Source organism: Tumebacillus amylolyticus, assembly GCF_016722965.1.
GTDB classification, from domain to species: Bacteria; Bacillota; Bacilli; order Tumebacillales; family Tumebacillaceae; genus Tumebacillus; species Tumebacillus amylolyticus.
In genome coordinates this window covers 1-17,859 of the sequence record NZ_JAEQNB010000004.1, presented here as the reverse complement: position 1 = coordinate 17,859, position 17,859 = coordinate 1, and the positions used below count along the sequence as shown (strand labels likewise).

At 55.1% G+C, this 17,859-nt stretch carries 17 protein-coding genes, 1 tRNA gene and 2 rRNA genes; 4 read left to right on the top strand and 16 right to left on the bottom strand.

All coding sequences use genetic code 11. The features are described from left to right. Window positions 1-37: 37 nt before the first annotated feature. Together JJB07_RS12830 and JJB07_RS12825 are read right to left on the bottom strand one after the other, a co-directional pair. Window positions 38-1,111, bottom strand: coding sequence for a Glu/Leu/Phe/Val family dehydrogenase (locus JJB07_RS12830; RefSeq protein WP_201636503.1), 1,074 nt, complete (start codon window positions 1,109-1,111; stop codon window positions 38-40). 395 nt (window positions 1,112-1,506) lie between these two features. After that, the gene (locus JJB07_RS12825) at window positions 1,507-3,534 is read right to left on the bottom strand and encodes a sigma-54 interaction domain-containing protein (protein WP_430727228.1); all 2,028 of its coding nucleotides are present in this window, start codon (window positions 3,532-3,534) and stop codon (window positions 1,507-1,509) included. 225 nt (window positions 3,535-3,759) lie between these two features. On the opposite strand from JJB07_RS12825, the gene JJB07_RS12820 reads away from it, so the two are divergent. After that, entirely contained in the window at window positions 3,760-3,999 is a 240-nt protein-coding gene (locus JJB07_RS12820; protein ID WP_201635617.1) for a DUF2627 family protein, read from the top strand. A gap of 14 nt (window positions 4,000-4,013) precedes the next feature. Further along, window positions 4,014-4,388 carry a hypothetical protein gene (locus JJB07_RS12815; RefSeq protein WP_201635615.1) on the top strand — a complete coding sequence of 125 codons (375 nt, stop codon included), beginning with the start codon at window positions 4,014-4,016 and terminating at the stop codon, window positions 4,386-4,388. A gap of 68 nt (window positions 4,389-4,456) precedes the next feature. On the opposite strand, the gene JJB07_RS12810 is transcribed toward JJB07_RS12815, so the two are convergent. The 7 genes from JJB07_RS12810 to moaC all read right to left on the bottom strand — a co-directional run bounded on the left by JJB07_RS12810 (window position 4,457) and on the right by moaC (window position 10,701). Next, a complete protein-coding gene (locus JJB07_RS12810) occupies window positions 4,457-5,623 on the bottom strand; it encodes a glycosyl hydrolase family 18 protein (RefSeq protein ID WP_201635613.1) in 1,167 nt (388 codons plus the stop codon). A 66-nt stretch (window positions 5,624-5,689) separates the two neighbouring features. Continuing rightward, window positions 5,690-6,568 carry an MraY family glycosyltransferase gene (locus JJB07_RS12805; RefSeq protein ID WP_201635611.1) on the bottom strand — a complete coding sequence of 293 codons (879 nt, stop codon included), beginning with the start codon at window positions 6,566-6,568 and terminating at the stop codon, window positions 5,690-5,692. After that, window positions 6,565-7,263: a glycosyltransferase family 2 protein gene (locus tag JJB07_RS12800; RefSeq protein ID WP_201635609.1), complete on the bottom strand. Its 699-nt coding sequence runs from the start codon at window positions 7,261-7,263 to the stop codon at window positions 6,565-6,567. The genes JJB07_RS12805 and JJB07_RS12800 overlap by 4 nt, the downstream gene beginning before the upstream one ends. Then, complete coding sequence (locus JJB07_RS12795) at window positions 7,260-8,189, bottom strand: copper transporter (RefSeq protein WP_201635607.1); 930 nt, start codon at window positions 8,187-8,189, stop codon at window positions 7,260-7,262. The genes JJB07_RS12800 and JJB07_RS12795 overlap by 4 nt, the downstream gene beginning before the upstream one ends. A 23-nt stretch (window positions 8,190-8,212) precedes the next feature. Then, on the bottom strand, window positions 8,213-9,376 hold the full coding sequence (gene steA / locus JJB07_RS12790; RefSeq protein ID WP_236588074.1) for a putative cytokinetic ring protein SteA: 1,164 nt from the start codon (window positions 9,374-9,376) through the stop codon (window positions 8,213-8,215). A 321-nt stretch (window positions 9,377-9,697) separates the two neighbouring features. Beyond that, window positions 9,698-10,189 (bottom strand): MogA/MoaB family molybdenum cofactor biosynthesis protein, encoded by a 492-nt coding sequence (locus tag JJB07_RS12785; RefSeq protein WP_201635605.1) that lies wholly within the window; start codon window positions 10,187-10,189, stop codon window positions 9,698-9,700. 32 nt (window positions 10,190-10,221) lie between these two features. Then, window positions 10,222-10,701, bottom strand: coding sequence for a cyclic pyranopterin monophosphate synthase MoaC (gene moaC, locus JJB07_RS12780; protein WP_201635603.1), 480 nt, complete (start codon window positions 10,699-10,701; stop codon window positions 10,222-10,224). 87 nt (window positions 10,702-10,788) lie between these two features. On the opposite strand from moaC, the gene JJB07_RS24240 reads away from it, so the two are divergent. Together JJB07_RS24240 and JJB07_RS12770 are read left to right on the top strand one after the other, a co-directional pair. Next, window positions 10,789-11,502 (top strand): molybdenum cofactor biosynthesis protein, encoded by a 714-nt coding sequence (locus JJB07_RS24240; protein WP_201635601.1) that lies wholly within the window; start codon window positions 10,789-10,791, stop codon window positions 11,500-11,502. Window positions 11,503-11,508: 6 nt separating this feature from the next. Then, a complete protein-coding gene (locus JJB07_RS12770) occupies window positions 11,509-12,555 on the top strand; it encodes a ThiF family adenylyltransferase (protein ID WP_430727225.1) in 1,047 nt (348 codons plus the stop codon). Window positions 12,556-12,663: 108 nt separating this feature from the next. Here the strand turns inward: JJB07_RS12770 and JJB07_RS12765 are convergent. The 7 genes from JJB07_RS12765 to JJB07_RS12735 form a co-directional block, all read right to left on the bottom strand. Next, a tRNA-Leu gene (locus tag JJB07_RS12765) sits at window positions 12,664-12,750 on the bottom strand. Window positions 12,751-12,874: 124 nt separating this feature from the next. After that, window positions 12,875-14,419 carry a DUF4077 domain-containing protein gene (locus JJB07_RS12760; RefSeq protein ID WP_201635599.1) on the bottom strand — a complete coding sequence of 515 codons (1,545 nt, stop codon included), beginning with the start codon at window positions 14,417-14,419 and terminating at the stop codon, window positions 12,875-12,877. Between the two features lie 339 nt (window positions 14,420-14,758). Further along, window positions 14,759-15,151 carry a carboxymuconolactone decarboxylase family protein gene (locus JJB07_RS12755; protein WP_201635597.1) on the bottom strand — a complete coding sequence of 131 codons (393 nt, stop codon included), beginning with the start codon at window positions 15,149-15,151 and terminating at the stop codon, window positions 14,759-14,761. Between the two features lie 32 nt (window positions 15,152-15,183). After that, window positions 15,184-16,890: a thiamine pyrophosphate-binding protein gene (locus JJB07_RS12750; RefSeq protein ID WP_201635595.1), complete on the bottom strand. Its 1,707-nt coding sequence runs from the start codon at window positions 16,888-16,890 to the stop codon at window positions 15,184-15,186. A gap of 250 nt (window positions 16,891-17,140) precedes the next feature. Beyond that, window positions 17,141-17,443 carry a DUF3817 domain-containing protein gene (locus tag JJB07_RS12745; RefSeq protein ID WP_201635593.1) on the bottom strand — a complete coding sequence of 101 codons (303 nt, stop codon included), beginning with the start codon at window positions 17,441-17,443 and terminating at the stop codon, window positions 17,141-17,143. A gap of 88 nt (window positions 17,444-17,531) precedes the next feature. Continuing rightward, window positions 17,532-17,648, bottom strand: a 5S ribosomal RNA gene (gene rrf, locus JJB07_RS12740). A gap of 42 nt (window positions 17,649-17,690) precedes the next feature. Further along, a 23S ribosomal RNA gene (locus tag JJB07_RS12735) occupies window positions 17,691-17,859 on the bottom strand; the annotation flags it as partial.

Below are 17,859 nucleotides of genomic sequence, written 5' to 3'. Positions count from 1 at the left end.
TCCAAACGTATCTATAAAGAAGTGCTGCGTATAATGGTTACTTCGAGAGGATGGAACGTTCGGTGGTCAAGTAGTTCGAACGGGAGGAACCCAAGGTTCTGATGCGCTCTTCGGCCATACGGTCAGCCGCTTTGTAGGTCGGGATGCCGTCGCGCTTGGAGATCTCGATGATGTTGGCGATGATGTTGTAGATGTTCTCGATCTTCTTGGTTGCGCGCTCTGCGTTGTAGCCGTTCAGTTCGTCTGCAACGTTGATGACGCCGCCGGAGTTGATGACATAGTCCGGAGCGTAGACGATGCCCATTTCGTGGATGATGTCGCCGTGGCGCTCTTCACGAAGTTGGTTGTTCGCAGAACCTGCGATGACTTTCGCTTTGAGTTGCGGAATGGTTTCATCGTTGATGATTGCACCCAGTGCGCACGGAGCGAAGATGTCGGCTTGTACGCCGAAGATGTCCTTCGGTGCCACAACTTCTGCGCCGAATTCGGTGACAACGCGGTCGATTGCTTCTTGGTTGATGTCGGTGACGATCAACTTCGCGCCCGCATCGTGCAGGTGTTTGCAGAGGTAGTAGCCGACGTTGCCCACGCCTTGAACGGCAACGACTTTGCCGGTTACATCATCGGTGCCGAATGCTTCCTTCGCAGCTGCTTTCAGGCCGACGAAGCAACCGAGTGCGGTCATCGGAGACGGGTTGCCGGAGGAGCCGAACGCTTCCGAAACGCCGGTGACATAACGGGTTTCTTGGCGGATGTACTCCATGTCTTGCACGGTGGTACCGACGTCTTCGGCGGTGATGTAACGACCGTTCAGAGATTCGATGTAGCGACCGAATGCGCGGAACATCGCTTCCGACTTGTCGGTGCGCGGGTTGCCGATGATGACCGTTTTGCCGCCGCCGAGGTTGAGGCCAGCTGCTGCGTTTTTGTAGGTCATGCCTTTTGCGAGACGCAGAGCGTCTTCGATTGCTGCTTCTTCGTTATCGTAAGTCCACATGCGGGTGCCGCCGAGTGCCGGACCGAGCGTGGTGTCATGTATCGCAATGATCGCCTTCAGACCGGATGCTTGGTCGTGGCAGAAGACGAGCTGTTCATAATCATACTTCTCCATATATTCAAAAATTTTCACAATAGTGCCCCCTTCAGGTGTTTTGCGTAGTGTGATTGGAGAGTGAGTGACTTTTTTTCGAACACCCTATTCACAAGCAACAGAATACCACAACTTATGTCTAGGGTGGTAGTGAACGGCATATATGGACAGTTTCTGCTACATCCACCGTCCGTATAAGTTTGGGTCGGAAAAAATATTGGCTTTTTCTCGTTCACGCCAATTTATATATGCAAGATCGATGCCAAGTTTTTTGAAAGCGATTACAAAACCCTGATACATCGGTCATTTTTTATACAAAAAAGAGTTCTCCCTATACGGTGAACTCTTTTGAGGTGTGCAGTATTTTGCAAAGTTGCGCAGTTTTTTGCAAGCAAGTTTTTTCAGGAATGCGCAACTTATTGCATGCCGTACTTTTCCAACTTGTAATACAGACTGCGCACGGCGATGCCGAGCAATTTGGCGGCTTCGGTTTTGTTGCCCTTGGTTTTCTGCAAGACGAGTTCAAGATGTTGGCGTTCGGCGCGACCCACCACATCATCGAGCGTCTGCAACTCCCCTTCCGGTTCGTGGAACGCGGCGACCGGCACGGGGAGCGTCGTTTCCTTCACCCCGCTGGCCGCTTCTCCGTAAAGGATCAAGTGATGCGGCTCAATCACCGTCTCCGTGAACTTCATCTGGATCATCGCGCGTCCGATCGCATTCTCCAATTCACGGACGTTGCCCGGCCACGAATAATCGCGCATCCGCACGAGCGCCGACGGCGAGATGAGCTCGACTTTGCGACCGTATTCCTCGTTGAATTTCGCGATCAGGCGATGTGAGATCGTTTCGATGTCGCCCTTGCGATACCTCATCGGCGGGATGATGATCGGCAGGACGTTCAAGCGGTAGTAGAGGTCTTCGCGGAACTGCCCCTGCTGGATGGCGCGTTCGAGATTGACGTTGGTGGCGGCGATGACGCGGGCGTTCACGGGCAGTGCCTTGGCCCCGCCGACGCGGAGAATTTCCTTTTCCTGCAGGACGCGCAGAATTTTCGCCTGCATGTGCATGGAGAGTTCCCCGATTTCATCGAGAAAAATCGTCCCGCCGGACGCTTCTTCGAACAGGCCTTTTTTGCCGCCTCGTCTCGCTCCGGTAAACGCGCCCTCCTCATACCCGAACAGCTCCGATTCCAAAAGCGACTCGGAGAGAGCCGCACAATTGACGCGGATGAACTGGTTAAAACGCCGGGCGCTCAAATTGTGAATCGCATGGGCAAAAAGTTCCTTCCCCGTCCCCGACTCGCCGCGCAGGAGGACGGTGGCGGGCGTTTCGGCCGCTTTTTTCGCCTGTTCAATCGCCATGACCATCTCGTTGGAGGTGCCGATGATGTCTTCGAACGTGTATTTCGCTTGCAGTTTGCGGATCAACTGCTTGGCTTGGTTGAGTTCGTCGGTCAACTTCTTGATTTCGGAGATGTCGTGGACGATCCCGACCGAGCCTTTGAGTTCGCCGTCGACTTCAATCGGAGCGACGTTGACGAGCACTTCGCGGCGTTTGGGCCCGAGTTTCATCGAGACCCCGCGCACGGGACGGCGCGTTTTCAAGACTTGCATGTGCATCGACTCGCCCTCTGCAATGTCGGCATCGGCCGGTTTGCCGATGATGTCCATTTCGGTCAGCCCCGTCAGACGCGTGTACGCCGGGTTGATCATGATCCCGCGGCCTTCTTTGTCAACGACCGAGATCGCGTCTTGGGTCGAATTGATGATCGCTTCGAGCAGCATGCGAAATTCCTTGAGGTCGGTGACTTCCTCGGCCAGCGTCTGAATTTCCGTGATGTCGCGAAAAACGGCGACCGCCCCCGCGAGGTTGCCGTGCTCGTCACGCACCGGTACGCGGTTGGTGATGATGCGGTTCGTATCGAGGACTTGCAGTTGGTTCAATTCCGGTTCGCCGCTTTCCAGTACAACGTGCAGTCGCGAATTCGGGATAACGACACTCGCCAATTCCCCGATCATTTCGTCGGCACGCTCTCCGGAGAGGCGTTCTGCTGCGGCGTTGAACAGGGTGATGATGCCCTGGTCGTTGATCGCGATCATCGCGTCGTGCGTCGAGTTGAGAACGACGCCGAGCTTCTGGTTGGTGATCGTCAGTTCGTGGATCAGACCTTCCTTCTCCAGCAACAGTCGCATCATGAAATTCGCCACTTCACCCGGAATCAACGCCGTGCGCTCAGACAGGTGGCCGCGAATCGCTTCATACGCCTGTCGATCCCCCGTCGCTTCAAATACAACGGTGATCTGCTCCGAGGCGAATTCCTCCACACTGCGCCCCGTTCGGATGCCAAATTCGCGAGCCAGCACCATCCCCGGTGCCTGCTCGTCGATGTCAACGACGCCGATGACAGATACAGAGGACAAATCGTGAAAAGCGCGAAGCATCGCCGTCCCCCCGCGGCCCGCTCCTACAATCAATGCATATATCAAGACAAGTACCCCCATCCTACTCTGCAACTCTTTGCATGTGTGAAAAAAATTGCATGCAAAGAATTACTTCGTCAGGGGAGGTTGATCTCCTTCTTGAAGGTGTTGGAATCGTACGATATAGTAGGTAACGAAAGCGTATGCTAGAGAGAAGCATGGACCTTGAGAAAGGACGGATAGATCGTGGGACGTTTCATCGTATGGGTGATCCTGATTGGGATCTTTGTGTTGTCCGGATACGGGCTGAACTTGATCCGCATCGCGATTGTGGACAAGATCGCGAATCCGGAGATTGTGATCTGGTGGAAAGTGTTGATCGGCAGCGTGTTGATGGTTGGAGGATTGTCGTTCCTCGGCGGATTTGTGTTCTACCGCGACCGCAAGCAGAACAAAGTACGCCCGCCGGCTTGGAAAACCAAGTAAGGAGTGTGGAATTCATGAAAAAACAACTGACCCTCCTCTTGCTCACCGGGGCACTGCTTTGCACCGCGATGACTTCGGCGGGATGCTCGCAAGACGTGAGCAACCAACTTCAGCAGTCGGCGCAAGATGCGTTGAACAAACTGCAGAACAACACCGAGTTGAAAAACAAACTGATGTCGGCCGCCAACGCCACCAAGGACAAAGTCGAGTCCTTCATGGGCGACCTCATGAAAAACCAAGCGGTCGTCGACGCAGAGAAAAAGTTGGGCGACCAAATCGTCCAACAGGTCATCGAGCAAGCCGTTCAGAACAACGGCGGCAAACTCGATGCCGCGACGCAGGATTGGATCGTGAAGGAACTGCAGAAGCGCATGCAACAACAGCAATAGAAACGGAATCGCAAAAAAGACCTCCGACCAGCCGAGCTGGGACGAGGTCTTTTTTTTATCGGCTTGCTCTACTGTCCTTGCGGTACTTGCAACCCGGTTTTCACCGCTTGCCAGAAGGAATTGTCCTCAAATCCCATCTTCCACATCGCAATGCCGCCGAGGTGGTAGTGCGAGACGAGTTTGGCTTTGGTTTCAATGGATTGCGGGTTTTCGTACCAGACGTTGTGCGTGGAACCGTCGTCGGCCGTGTACGTGAAGTACGGCGATTGTTCGGCGTCGTTCCACTGGGCTTGGGCTCCGGTTTTGTTCAAGAGCGCCGGGATGTTTTTCAACGGAATGGCTTTGTTCTTCCCTGCGTCCCCCATGTTCCAGTCGTAGCCATAAGCGGCGATCCCGAGCAGGAGTTTTTGCGAAGGGATCTGCGAAGAAGCGTAGCGTACCACTTTCTCCACCCACGGCAGACCCGCGACAGCACCCGGTTCGCCCCATGTGCCGTGCTGGTCATAGGTCATGAGTTGAATCTGATCGGCCACTTGTCCCAGTGCTGCATAGTCGAACGTGCCGATCCAATCGCTTTTCGGGAAGTCGGACGTCTTCGCCATGACGGAGATCGTCAGCGTCCTTCCGTCCGCGTGCAACCCGTTTGCAAGTTCGGTCATGAAGGCCGTGAAATTCGCACGGTCACTCGGCAACATGTTTTCAAAGTCGACGTTGACCCCGCCATACCCACCCTGCCGACAAAGGACGACTGCGTTTTGAACCAACCGCCCGCGCAAGTTCGGGTCGCTGAGAACCGCATGCGCCACGTCCTTTGAGAAGCCGTCCTTGCCGTTGGTCAGAGACGCCAACGCTTTGACTTGCTTCTGTTGTGCCGCTTGCATGCCGTCCGGCGGAGCTTGGCCTGCAATGCTGCCGTCTGCTTGGGCCGAGAAGGTCATCGTCGTCATCTGGTTCAAGAACCCGCCGCCAAATGAATTCAGCGAGTTCAGCGAAGACTTGTTCGTATTGGAAACGGTGTAGTACCCGAGCACCGCCAACGGTTGCGTGAGTTCCGATTGCCAGTCCGGCATCGGTGGTCCGAACGTCGGGCCGTCTGCCGGAGTCGATTCTGTGGCAACAGGTTCCGCGAGAGTCGGCTGTGCGGGGGACTGTCCTTTTTTAAGCGCGTAAGGGGTCGCGGCGAGCAGTGTTCCGGCTGCTGCGACGAGCGTGGCGAGCCAGATCTTTTTTTTCATCGTGCATCCCCGCCTTCCTATCGTTCCTATGATAGGGGATGGAGATGTGAGATGCTAGCGGGAAATTCAGGATGCTTGCCTTCCGAGGACGTCGATCCAGCGCAAAAGTCGGTTGCGCTCGATGGTCTCCGAGATCGAGTATTTCTCCGCGTAGAGGTGCAAGATCACCAACGCCGCAAGCCAAACGCCAAGCGTCGTCGTTGAACAGGTCAACACGACCAACATCCCGACGCCCCCGCCGAGCAAATTCGAACCGGCGTCGCCCATCATCGTGCAGGCGCGCAAGTCATCGGGGAAGTACGCAAGAGTTGCGCCAAGCAACAGCCAGAACGCCGGGCTCTCCAACCCGCGCATCGAAACCAAGGACAGCAGCACGAGGGAGAAAAAAACGCCCTTGCAAGCCCGTCCGGGCCGCAGGTCGAGCAAATTCATCGAGTTTGCGGACAGCGCAACGGTCAACCCGCCGAGCAACAACCGCCAGCCCTCTGCCCCGCTCAAGTACGCACCGAGGAAGCCGAGCAGGAGTCCGAACACCGCTTTCAAAAAACCGGTCGTCACTTCCCCCTGTGTCAGCCAACGGCGAATGTGCCCGATCAGCCCTGTCGTGTCGCGGTTTCCGGCGAGGTCGTCGAGCAGGCCGATGACGAGAAATCCGGTGCTCACCGTGAGGATCGCCAACAGGTCTTTTTGTTGCAACCAGGACATGTGGAAGACATCGCCCACCATCAGCAGCAGCGCCATCGTGCCAAAAACCCCGCCCCACAGCGAAACGCCGAGTCCGACGGGGATGTGTTGACCGCGATAGTTGGAGCGGACGAAGCCGGCGGCGACGAACGCTTTTTTCAAAGGCTCCATCAGTTGGTTCGTCAAGAGATAGCCGCCCCAGAACGAGAGCAGAATGCATGCGATCAGCCGTAACATCGTGTCATTGAAAAAAGGGTTCATCTCATCTGCCACCTGTTGAGGAGCACGCGCGCGATCTGCAGAAGTTGCTTGCCTCTGTGAAGGAAGCCGCGCAGGTCTCGACCGTACTCGCGATTTTTCATGTCCACTTCCACTTCCAAGAGCCGCATGCCTTTGCGGGCAGCGTCAATCGTCATCGCAACTTCGACACCGTACCCGTTGCCAAGCCGTCCGATCGCATCGAGCACGCGGCGGTTGAGCACGCGTTGACCGGAGAGCGGAGCTTGAAGTTCGACGCCGGAGAGATGTTTGATCCCGCGTCGTGCGAAGCCTTTGACCAGACCGAATCCGCCGCGCAAGGGGCTTGGGAGACGACCGATGGTCATGTCACAGCGATCTTCGAGCACCGGGCGGAGCAATTTTTCGATCTCGACAGCCGTCTCGCCCATGTCGGCATCGAGAAACACGACGATTTCCGCATCGGTGCTGAGGATGCCGGAGTAGAGCGCGGCTCCCTTGCCGTGGTTGTTGCGATGGCGCACAACTCGTGCGCCCGACTCCAGGGAGATGCGGTAGGTTTCATCGGTCGAGCAGTCGTCGATGACGATGATCTCCGTGACGGCATCCAGCGTGCGGACGGCGAGAATCGTGCGGTCGATGATGTCTCCCTCGTTCCACGCCGGGATGAGGACGGCGACTTTTTTTCGATAGCGTTCGATCTTGGGATAGCCGTTCATCTCGTGATGGAGACCTCCTTGGCGTTCGTGACGTACGGAAGCAGGGCTTGGGCTGTTTTCTTGGTGCCGTAGTGACCGACCGCACCGCTCAGCACGTCGATCAGCGCGACACGGCCTGTGACGTGGTCGATGTTGTCCACGGTCGAGAACCCGCCGTCGGAGAAATTCGCGATGCTGGAATGTGCGACGTCGGAGCGCTCCACTCCGACCGTATGTAAGCCCGCCTCGCGCAGTTGTTGGACCAACGGCAAGTCCAGTTTTCGTAAGCGCAGAACCGTCGCGTCGCTCGCCCCGCCGACGAGAACGAGATGGTCGGGCTTGCTGCCGACGGTGCCTGTGACGGTCAAGTAGTTGTGCGATTTGAGCCAGTCTGTGACCGGGCCGAGGCTCTGGGTGGATGGCTCGCTTTCTGTCCCCTGCTCGTTTCCGTAGAGCTCTTGGACGAGATTCTTGGCAAGGGCCGAACTTCGTCGGCTCTCATCAGCGTCCTTGCCAACCCCGAGCAGATCCGCCACTTCATCGGTTTGCAAGGCGGTGAGCAGCCCCGGCGCATCGGTCACTTCCGCCGTCGTGGTCAAGTTGGCTCCCGCAGCTTCAAGCGTGGAGCGAATCGCGGTGAGGTCGGCGGACTGCAATTGCAGCACGGCGACTTTTTGTCCGGCGAGTTTGTCCCGCACATAATGGCCTCCGACTTGCGACATCAAGCTTTGCAGATCGGACGTTTGTTGGGAGAGATCAAGAGATTGTTTTTGGAGTTTGAGGTTGTCCGCTTTGGTTTGCGTGTAGCGATCTTCAAGTTTTTGAAGCAATTGGGTTTGCTGTTTGACGATCACTTGCTCACCGAGTGTTCCCCCGAGCAACAGCCCGAGCCCAAGCGACAGAAACACAGCGACGAGCGTTAGAATGTGATAGCGGATGCCGTACACGTCGTGCTCCCCTCCTGTCAACTTCAGGACCACAGCAATTTCAAATTCAGAACCAACTGGTGCAAAAACACGCGCGTCGACGTGTTCAACCATAACAAAACCGCCATCGGCACCATCGCCGCACCTGCCACCACCAACGCCGCCCGCCACCCGACTTTGGAGCCGTAGAGCAGCGAAACGCCCTTGGCGTCGACGAGTTTGTTGCCGATGCGCATGCGCGTAAGCACAGTGCTCGCCATGCCGCGCCGGCCTTTTTCCAGAAAATCAATCATGTTCGAATGCGTGCCGACCGCCACGATCAGCTCGGCGCCGTGTTCGTGCGCGAGAAGCATCGCGACGTCCTCGGAGGTGCCCGGCGCCGGGTAGAGATGCGATTGCAAGCCGAGATCTTCCAATCGGGAGAGTCCCGGCGCACGACCGTCCGGATAGGCGTGCACGATCAACTCCGCTCCGCTTGCCAACGCTTCATCGCTCACCGAGTCCATGTCGCCGACGATCAAATCCGGGCGAAACCCGGCTTGCATCAACGCATCTGCTCCCCCGTCGACGCCGATCAGCACGGGTCTTACGTCTTGTATGTACGAGGCAATCGCCCGCAAATCGTCGCGGTACGTCGGCCCGCGCACGACGACCAGTACATGACGATCCTGCATGGACAGGCGCAGGCTCAACTGAGGTAGTTCATTGAGAAAAAACGTTTTCTCCAAATTCGCAAACGTCAACGTGTTCTCGACGAACTGTTCAAGTTCCGCCCGCAGGTTTTTCATCGAGCGCGCCATCTGCGCCAAGACCGCTTCTTCGTCGAGCCAGTCCACGGAGCCCAGCACTTGCTCTTCGAGGAGCCACAGATTCTCCTGAACCTGCACGCGTCCGCCTTCTTCGAGCGCCGACAGCACATCCGGCACATCTGGTACCTGTGCATCGAGCAAAGGGACTCCCGCTCGAACGAGCTTGAGCGGGCCTAAGTTTGGGTAGCGTCCAGAGATCGAAGGGGCCGTGTTGATCACCGCACGGACGCGGGCTTTGATCAGCGCATCGGCCGCCACTTCATCGAGGTCGGTGTGATGCAGGACGGCGATGTCGCCCGGCTGCAACCTTTTGACCAACACTTTGGTTCTGCGGTCGGCACGTGCCGTACCCGCAAGTTGCCTCGGATTCTGCCGCCGTGCATTGGCAAATTTCATCATCGCGTCTCACACCTCCCATACAGTCTTCCTTAGTATGGAACAACGCAGACCCAAAATATCCCGGAAAAAGAAAAAGAGACCCCCGGCTCGATAGAGGGGTCTCATTTTCTTATAAGCTCGATACGTTTCCCCTCACGCCTGCCAGAGCGTGTCTGTTGTAGGGGAACATTCCTCCAAGTTGCGCTAGCCATACGCGAATGGAGGGAGCCGATTTTACTGTTCACCATAGAAGACGACACTTGTTCCAAAAAAGTTTCACCCTTCGGCAAATTTTTTTGAAGAAATTTTTTCAGAAGGGTTTGGGTGTGTTCTGAGGGGGGCTTACTTGTGTTCCCCGTGCGTGCCTTGCAAGATTTCCAACGCGTGTGGAATCACAGGCAAGATCACTTCCAGGCATTCGCGCACGCCTTTCGGAGAGCCGGGCAGGTTTACGATCAACGTGTTGCCCCGCGTGCCGACGACGGCGCGGGAGAGCATGGCGAACTGGGTCTTCGCGAGCGACGCGGCGCGCATCGCCTCCGCCATGCCGGGCACTTCACGGTCGATGACCGCCAACGTCGCTTCCGGCGTGACATCGCGTTTCGCCAAGCCGGTGCCGCCCGTTGTGACGACGAGGTCGAGTTTCACTTCGTCGCAGAAGTGGAGCAGAGAATCCCGAAGCACCTCGAATTCATCGGGGATCACGATGTATTCGGTCACTTCCATGTTCACATCGCGTACCATCTCGCGGATGACTTGTCCGCTCAGGTCTTCCCGTTCGCCGCGAGCGCCTTTGTCGCTGGATGTGAGGATGCCAACGTTCCAAGCAGCCATTATGGGTCGCCTCCTATTCTCTGAGGTATGTATTAGGTACGGCGAAAATCTCCGCTCTTGCCACCCGTTTTTTCCACGAGCTTCACGTCGGCGATCACCATGCCTTTGTCCACCGCCTTGCACATGTCGTATACCGTGAGCGCTGCGGCGGTGACGGCGGTCAGCGCTTCCATCTCGACTCCGGTGACGTAGGTGGTTTTCACAGTTGCCTCCACGTCGAGTTCGGTCTCCGAGCGCTCGGAGAAGGAGATGTCCACCTTGGTCAACGGGAGCGGGTGGCACATCGGAATGAGGTCGGACGTTTTTTTCGCAGCCATGATGCCGGCGACTTGCGCGACGGCGAGGACGTCGCCTTTTTTCATCTTGCCTTGGCGAATGAGCGTGAGGGTCTCCGCGCGCATGCGCAGCGTAGCGGCGGCGGTTGCAGAGCGATCCGACGCGCTTTTTTCCGAAACGTCGACCATGTGGGCACGGCCCTCGGCGTTGAAATGGGTCAAATGAGAATCCGTCATACGTTCCTCCTGTTGCCGTTCTGTCAGGCAAAGATTATTATAGCATACATGGACATCCAACTCGGAGAAAAGAGGATTGACTACCTTATGCAGATCAACGTCCACTTATTTGCCGGAGTGGCGGAGGCCGTCGGGTCCCGCACGTGGTCGGGCGACTTGCCGGAGGGAGCTACCGTTGCCGACTTGTTCGCTCGCCTTGCAGACGAGCATCCCGGAGCGAGTTCGCTTTTGCGCGTTGCGTTCGCCTCGGTCAACCATGCCTATTCAACGCCGGAGACGGTGCTGTCTTCGAGCGACGAGATCGCCATCCTGCCTCCTGTATCGGGCGGTCAAGACACAGAGATGACGGAGGAACGGTTCCTGATCACGAAATCCCCGCTCTCTGTAGAAGAGATGTTGAAAAAAGTCCGCAACCCGCTCTGCGGTGCGGTCAACCTCTTCGTCGGCACCGTTCGGGAGATGACGCACGGCCAGCGCACCGTGCATCTCGAATACGAAGCGTACGCGCCGATGGCGATCAAGATGATGGCGCAAATTGCCGATGAAATTCAAGAGCGCTGGCCGGACACGCAGGTCGCGATGGCACATCGAGTCGGGAAATTGGAGATCGAGGACGCCGCTGTGGTGATCGCCGTCGCCACTCCGCACAGAGCCGCTTCTTATGAAGCGGGCCGTTACGCCATCGAACGGCTCAAAGAGATCGTACCCGTTTGGAAAAAAGAAGTCTGGTCGGATAACACCCAATGGATGGGCCACCAACAAGGCCCGTGGAACCCGTTGCGACCGGGAAGCGAGGGATAAGTACATATGCAAGAGGACGTTACGTTGGACCGCTCGCGGTATTCGCGACAGATTTTGTTTGACGGCATTGGAGAAGAAGGACAACGCAAGCTCCTGACCAGCCGTGTCGCCATCGTCGGCATGGGTGCGCTGGGCACGGTGCTCGCCAATCATATGGTGCGCGCCGGAGTTGGGTTCGTGCGCGTCATCGACCGCGACTTTGTGGAAGCGTCGAATTTGCAAAGACAGATGCTGTACGATGAATCCCATGCCGCAGACGGCATGCCCAAAGCGATGGCGGCGTATGAGACGTTGCATCGCGTGAACTCCGGTGTGCAAATTGAGCCGGTTGTCGCCGATTTGACGTGGCAGAATGCAGAAGCTCTGCTGTCGGACGTGAATTTGGTGCTGGATGGGACGGACAATTTTCAAGTCCGCTTTTTGATCAATGACGTCTGCGTGAAGCACGGGATTCCGTGGGTGTATGGCGGCGGGGTCTCTGCGCACGGGATGACGATGCCGATTCTGCCGGGCGACACTCCGTGCCTGCGTTGCATGTTCGACAGCGCTCCGGCTCCGGGGACGACGCAGACTTGCGATACAGCAGGCGTAGTCGGGCCGATCATTCATGTCGTGGCATCCTACCAAGCGGTGGAAGGCATGAAAATTCTCGTCGGCGCGTTGGACAAAGTGCGCCGGACGATGCTGAACATCGGGATGTGGGACTACAGCACGAACTCCATCGACATTTCGAAAGCACGCCGGGCCGATTGTCCGTGCTGCGGACGCGGAGAGTTTCTGTATCTGGAAACGCGCGCCGGCGATGAAACGACCACCCTGTGCGGTCGCAACACGATTCAAATTTCCCCGTCTGAACCGTGGGAAGTCGATCTCCCGGCGTTGGCGAAACGCTTGGAAACGAGCGGGCGTGTCGAGAGCAACAAGTTTTTGGTGCGGTTCTACGCGACGGAGGAAATTCGTCTGGTGATTTTCGAAGACGGGCGCGTGCTGGTGCAAGGGACAGATGATCTGTCGGTCGCACGAAGTCTGTATGCGAAGTACATCGGGATGTAAAAAAAGACTCGGGCCTGTAGGGGCTCGAGTCTTTTTTTGAGCAGGCAATAAAAAGCAAGAAGCCCGATCTCTGTGATGAGATCGGGCTTCTTGCTTTTTACATTCGTTTGGTGCGGCCAAGAGGACTTGAACCTCCACGGGGTTGCCCCCACAAGAACCTGAATCTTGCGCGTCTGCCAATTCCGCCATGGCCGCATATAATGTGGTGAAGACATTAGTAATATAGCATGGTCGGCATGAGAGTGTCAACACGCTTTTTTGAAAAAAGGGCCTGATCCCAAATGGGACCAAGCCTTTTTTTCGAAGTAGACGCTTGTTCTTACTTGTCGGTTTCTTCTGCAGTTGCTGCAGCGTCCGAGTTCATGACGCGTTCGAGTTCTTCCACATAGTCGTTGACGTCGTGGAGAGCACGGACAGAGTCACGGTTGCGCGAGGAAGATTCCTCGATGGATGCCAAGATCTCTTGCGTTGCCGCCGACGTTTCCTCGGTGATGGAGGAAGCATCCGTAACTTCTTGCGCGATTTGCGTCGTCTTGGTCTTGTAGTTCTCTTGGTGGTGAACGATGTTCCCCATCAAGTTGTCCAACGAGGTGATGAAGTTGCCGAGGTGTTCGACGTTGAACAGAATGTCGTGGAGCATTTGCGAGGACTCTTCTTGGACTTTCTCGCCGCGGGCGATGCGGTCTTCGACGATGTCCGCTTGCTCTTTGAACTTGGTGAGAATTTCTTGGATGCCCTGTGCAGATTTTTGGGACTCTTCTGCAAGTTTGAGGACTTCGTTTGCTACGACTGCGAAGCCGCGACCGTTTTCGCCGGCGCGTGCTGCCTCGATGTTCGCGTTCAGTGCGAGCAGAGAGGTTTGGTTCGAGATGCCGGTGATCAATTGCGCGATGCCGTTGATCTGCTTGGATTGTTCGGTGAAGGTACGAACGACCATGCCGGTTTCGTGAATGATCTCGTCCAAGATGCGCATGCGCTCTTCGAAGAGTCCGAGCTTCTCTTTGGAAGTGTGCGAGAACGAAAGGCTCTCGCTAATGTTGTTGGCCGCCCCACGGACTTGATCCAACAGGTTGTCCATCAATTGCTCCATCTCCGTCAGTTGCATCGCGGAGGAGGAGATGTTCTCTGCTTGCGATTGTGCACCGATCGCGATCTGGTGGAACGCGACTCGAATTTCTTCAGAGGATTGGTTGGAAATTTCGACGTTGCCTTTGAGGACATCGAAGTTTTCCTTGAGGCGGAATGCGGTTTGTTGGATGAGCCCTTGGACTTTCTCCAACTCGGATGCTTTGCGCATCACGTCTTCTTTTTCCTTGTTCAGGACACCCAGCAGGTATTTCCCGATGGAGGTAACACCCCACATTGCGAAGGTAACTTGGAGGATCATACCAAAGCGGACGTTCAGGTCGGTCACATCACTGTGCGGGAAGAAGATGTCTTTCCACATCATGTAACCCAAAACGGTGAATACAGTTGCCGTAATACCAAGATACCAAATCAGTCGACCATTGAGGTAGATAAGTGCCAATGCCAGCATGAAGTAGATCGATTCAAACTGCGAAGGCATAACGTTGAACATGTAGATGACCATCAGGGTAAATCCGAACCAGCAAGTCATCATAATGTACTTGTACAGTCTCACCAAGGCCGGGATGAACAAGAGCACCGCACCGATGGTCCAGAGGGTCAGGATCACGATACCCCAAATGAGGTTCGCCTGAGTAAGGAAGCCTACGGATACGGTAACGTTCAACTCAGCAAACGAACAAACAGAAACAATGATCAAAAACAGCAAGTTGTTCTTCTGCGATTCACTTGTAAGGTTCGAGAAGCACTTGTTTTTCAAAAATCTTAAAATCGCCATCACCTTTACACCCTTTCTTGGCGGTGAGAAGATCTCTTCGATCTCTCAACCACGAAATTGAACGAATTGCATTCAACATCATGTACGACCTCAGTTCAACTTGCTGCCAGCGTATATCTTCGCAATTTTTTGTTCGAATCCCTTGACACGACACCTCATTTTCCTTTGTTATCTTTTAGTCTACTAACCTTTGTTTTATATTCGCTGTATTACGATGGAATACCTCTTTATATGTAAATTTATTTTCGGGAACTTTTGAGACAGAATACCCCGATAATGAATTGACCTGATCTCCGTTAAGAGATCAGGTCTGGTGGTACTTCCAATCTTGACTTGGCGTTAGTCTTTCGGCAGTTCCACACCGAGTTCATCGAACACGTCCTTCATGATGTACAGAGCGTTCATCGCGCGCGGGAACCCGATGTACCCGACGCAATGCAACATCACTTCCGAGATTTCAGCAGGCGTGAGGCCTACTTTCAACGCACCGCGGATGTGGTGGTCGAGCGCGCGTTGAGCATCTCCCAGAACGGTCAGAGCCGCCAGCGTGATCAGTTCGCGCTGCTTCATGTCCAATTGCGGACGAGACCAGATCTCGCCGAAACCGAACTCCACTTCCCATTTGCCGAGTACCGGGAAGTTCTTTTTCACGTCATCGACGTTTGCTTTGCCGTACTCTCCGGTATTGTCTTCGACGATGTTCCAACCAACTTTGGCGCGTTCGTTTTCCATGATCGATTCCATTCTCCCTTGTTACACTTGAATTAGAGTGCGCGTTTCATGGTCGGCGGCGTTTCAAACGGGTCGACCAGAACTTCGATGACAGTCGGTCCTTTGGTGTTTTCCAGAGCGAGTGCAATCGCTTGTTCCACATCTTCAATCGTGTGGCAGCAATGTGCGGTGGCACCCATCGCTTCTGCAAACTCCTTGACCTTTAACACATCTTCGTACACAGAACCGGTTGCAGACCCGATCATGCGGGACATGCCTTTTTCAACCATGTCCAGACGACCGTTGTTGAGGCAGACGAAGATGACAGGCGATTTCTCTTGGACGGCCATGGCAATTTCCGTACCATGCATGAACATGCAACCGTCCCCCGTCAAGCAGACAACCGGACGATCCGGCTCGGCCAATTTCGCGCCAACCGCGTACCCGATCGCATGACCCATCGCACCAAACACATCGTCAAAGAAGAACGTGCCCGGCTCGAGAATGTCATAGTTTGCGATCGCATAGAACGTATGGCTGCCGTCATCTCCGAAGAGCAGCGCGTTCGACGGCAATGCACGACGCATCGCGCGAACGGTCTCCGTAGCGGAGATCATACCGCTGCCTTCTTCTTCTTCAACAGCTTCCACAGAGGAAGTTTCAATCAAGGCTTTTACCGAATCAGACGAGTCGGAATCGGTCACCACAGAAGCGGCGATTTCGCGAAAGGCCGAGTAGTCGCGTACCGGGAGCTCCACGGAGTTCGGGAGTTCCAGTACACGACGAAGGTTCTGCTTCGCATCCCCTTGTACAGCCAGCGTCGGAACTTGTAGAGAGCGGCCGACCATGGTGATGTCGATGTCAAAGTGAGCCACTTGCTTCGGATACATGTCGGTGGTGAAACCAGCAAGCGACATGTCCGAAAGTTTGGTGCCCACAACGAGCATGAGGTCAACACCGGATTTCAAATATTCGGTCGCTTCTTCCGTACCGCCCAAACCAAAACCGCCCAGGCACAGCGGATGATGGGTCGGGAATACGCCCTTGCCGCCCGGAGTCGACATCACAGGTACATGCCAGCGTTCAGCCAACTCGATGACTTCGTCATAAGCCTCTGAAGCCACAACGCCTTTGCCGACGAACAAGAGCGGCTTTTTCGCTTGGTTCAAGAGGTCTACGACTTTCTCGGCGTTGGACGAGATCATCTGCGGAACTTCCGTCGGAATTTCCACGGTGAAGGGCTCGATTTTCTCGTAGAAAACATCATAAGGTATCGACAAATGCACCGGCCCGCGAGCTCCTACCGTCGCTTTATGAATCGCATGCATCAAGTAAACCGGCAGGAGATCAGCTCTCTCCACACGTGCGCTGAACAGGGTAACAGACTCGAACAGACGCTCCAAGTCCGTACCGAAAGCACTGGAATCTTGCCCATGGGCTGTCCCAACCGCTTTCATAGACGAATGACCTGTGATGAACAAGACCGGCAAGTTGTACGCCTTCGCTTGCGCTGCAGCTGTCAGCATGTTGGTGCCGCCCGGGCCCGAAGTCCCGATTGCTACACCGACCGTTTTTTTACGGAATGCATACCCTGCTGCCGCGAAGCCTGCGCCTGCTTCATGTCGGCTCAATACAAAACGGATGCCTTGATCTTCCAACTCCCCCAAGAGCGGAACGATCGGTTTGCCCGGGATACCGAAAACGTGCGTAATACCCCAGTCCTTAAAGTTCTTCACCAATTCACTAACCAAGATCCCCATTGTTATCCCCCATTTAATCCATAGTTTCCCCAATTAGATGGTACACGTTGTCAGCCATTTAATCAATACCGTTAACTCCTAAGATATTTACCTCCCTTCCGGAAAAGTCGCCAACAACATTACCATTACCTTATGATACCTTAAAAAGTGGAAAAAGCGTAAGAAATAATTACTGAAAAAAATTATTTATCAACGGCTGTTGATCAAAAAAAAGACCTGATCCATGAATGGACCAGGTCTTACTGTATAATTATGCAAGGTTATGTTGCTCACGGCGCAAACTCTTATCGAACACAAAGGTTCCGATCGGGATCGAAGACACGATCAACGCGATCACCACGCGTCCGAACGACCACCGACGCGCTTTCGCCGCCAGAAGAACGGCTCCGATGTACAGCACAAACAACACACCGTGAACGGCCCCGACAATTTGCACCGCTTCCGGTTTCCCTGCGACGTATTTGAGCGGCATGGCGATCAAAAGGAGCACGAGAAACGACAGTCCCTCGATGATCCCGATGGCACGCAAACGACCGATAGGAGACTTCAACATGGGGGTCAACCTCCTCTACACTTGTCAAAAATTTTTAGTAAAAAGACCCGAGGCCCTGTAGGCTCGGGTCTTTCTCATGCTGCATGTTGCCTCGCGACGTCCTACTCTCCCGGGACCCTGCGGTCCAAGTACCATCGGCGCTGGAAAGCTTAACTTCTGTGTTCGGGATGGGAACAGGTGTGACCTTTCCGCCATCATCACGAGACATGAAACTGGTGGAGCAAACTTTGTGTGTGATTCAAGAACTTAGGATAAGCCCTCGACCGATTAGTACTGGTCAGCTGAATGCCTCGCGGCACGTACACCTCCAGCCTATCAACCCTGTCGTCTACAGGGGGTCTTACCACGTTGACCGTGTGGGAAGTCTTATCTTGAGGGGGGCTTCGCGCTTAGATGCTTTCAGCGCTTATCCCTTC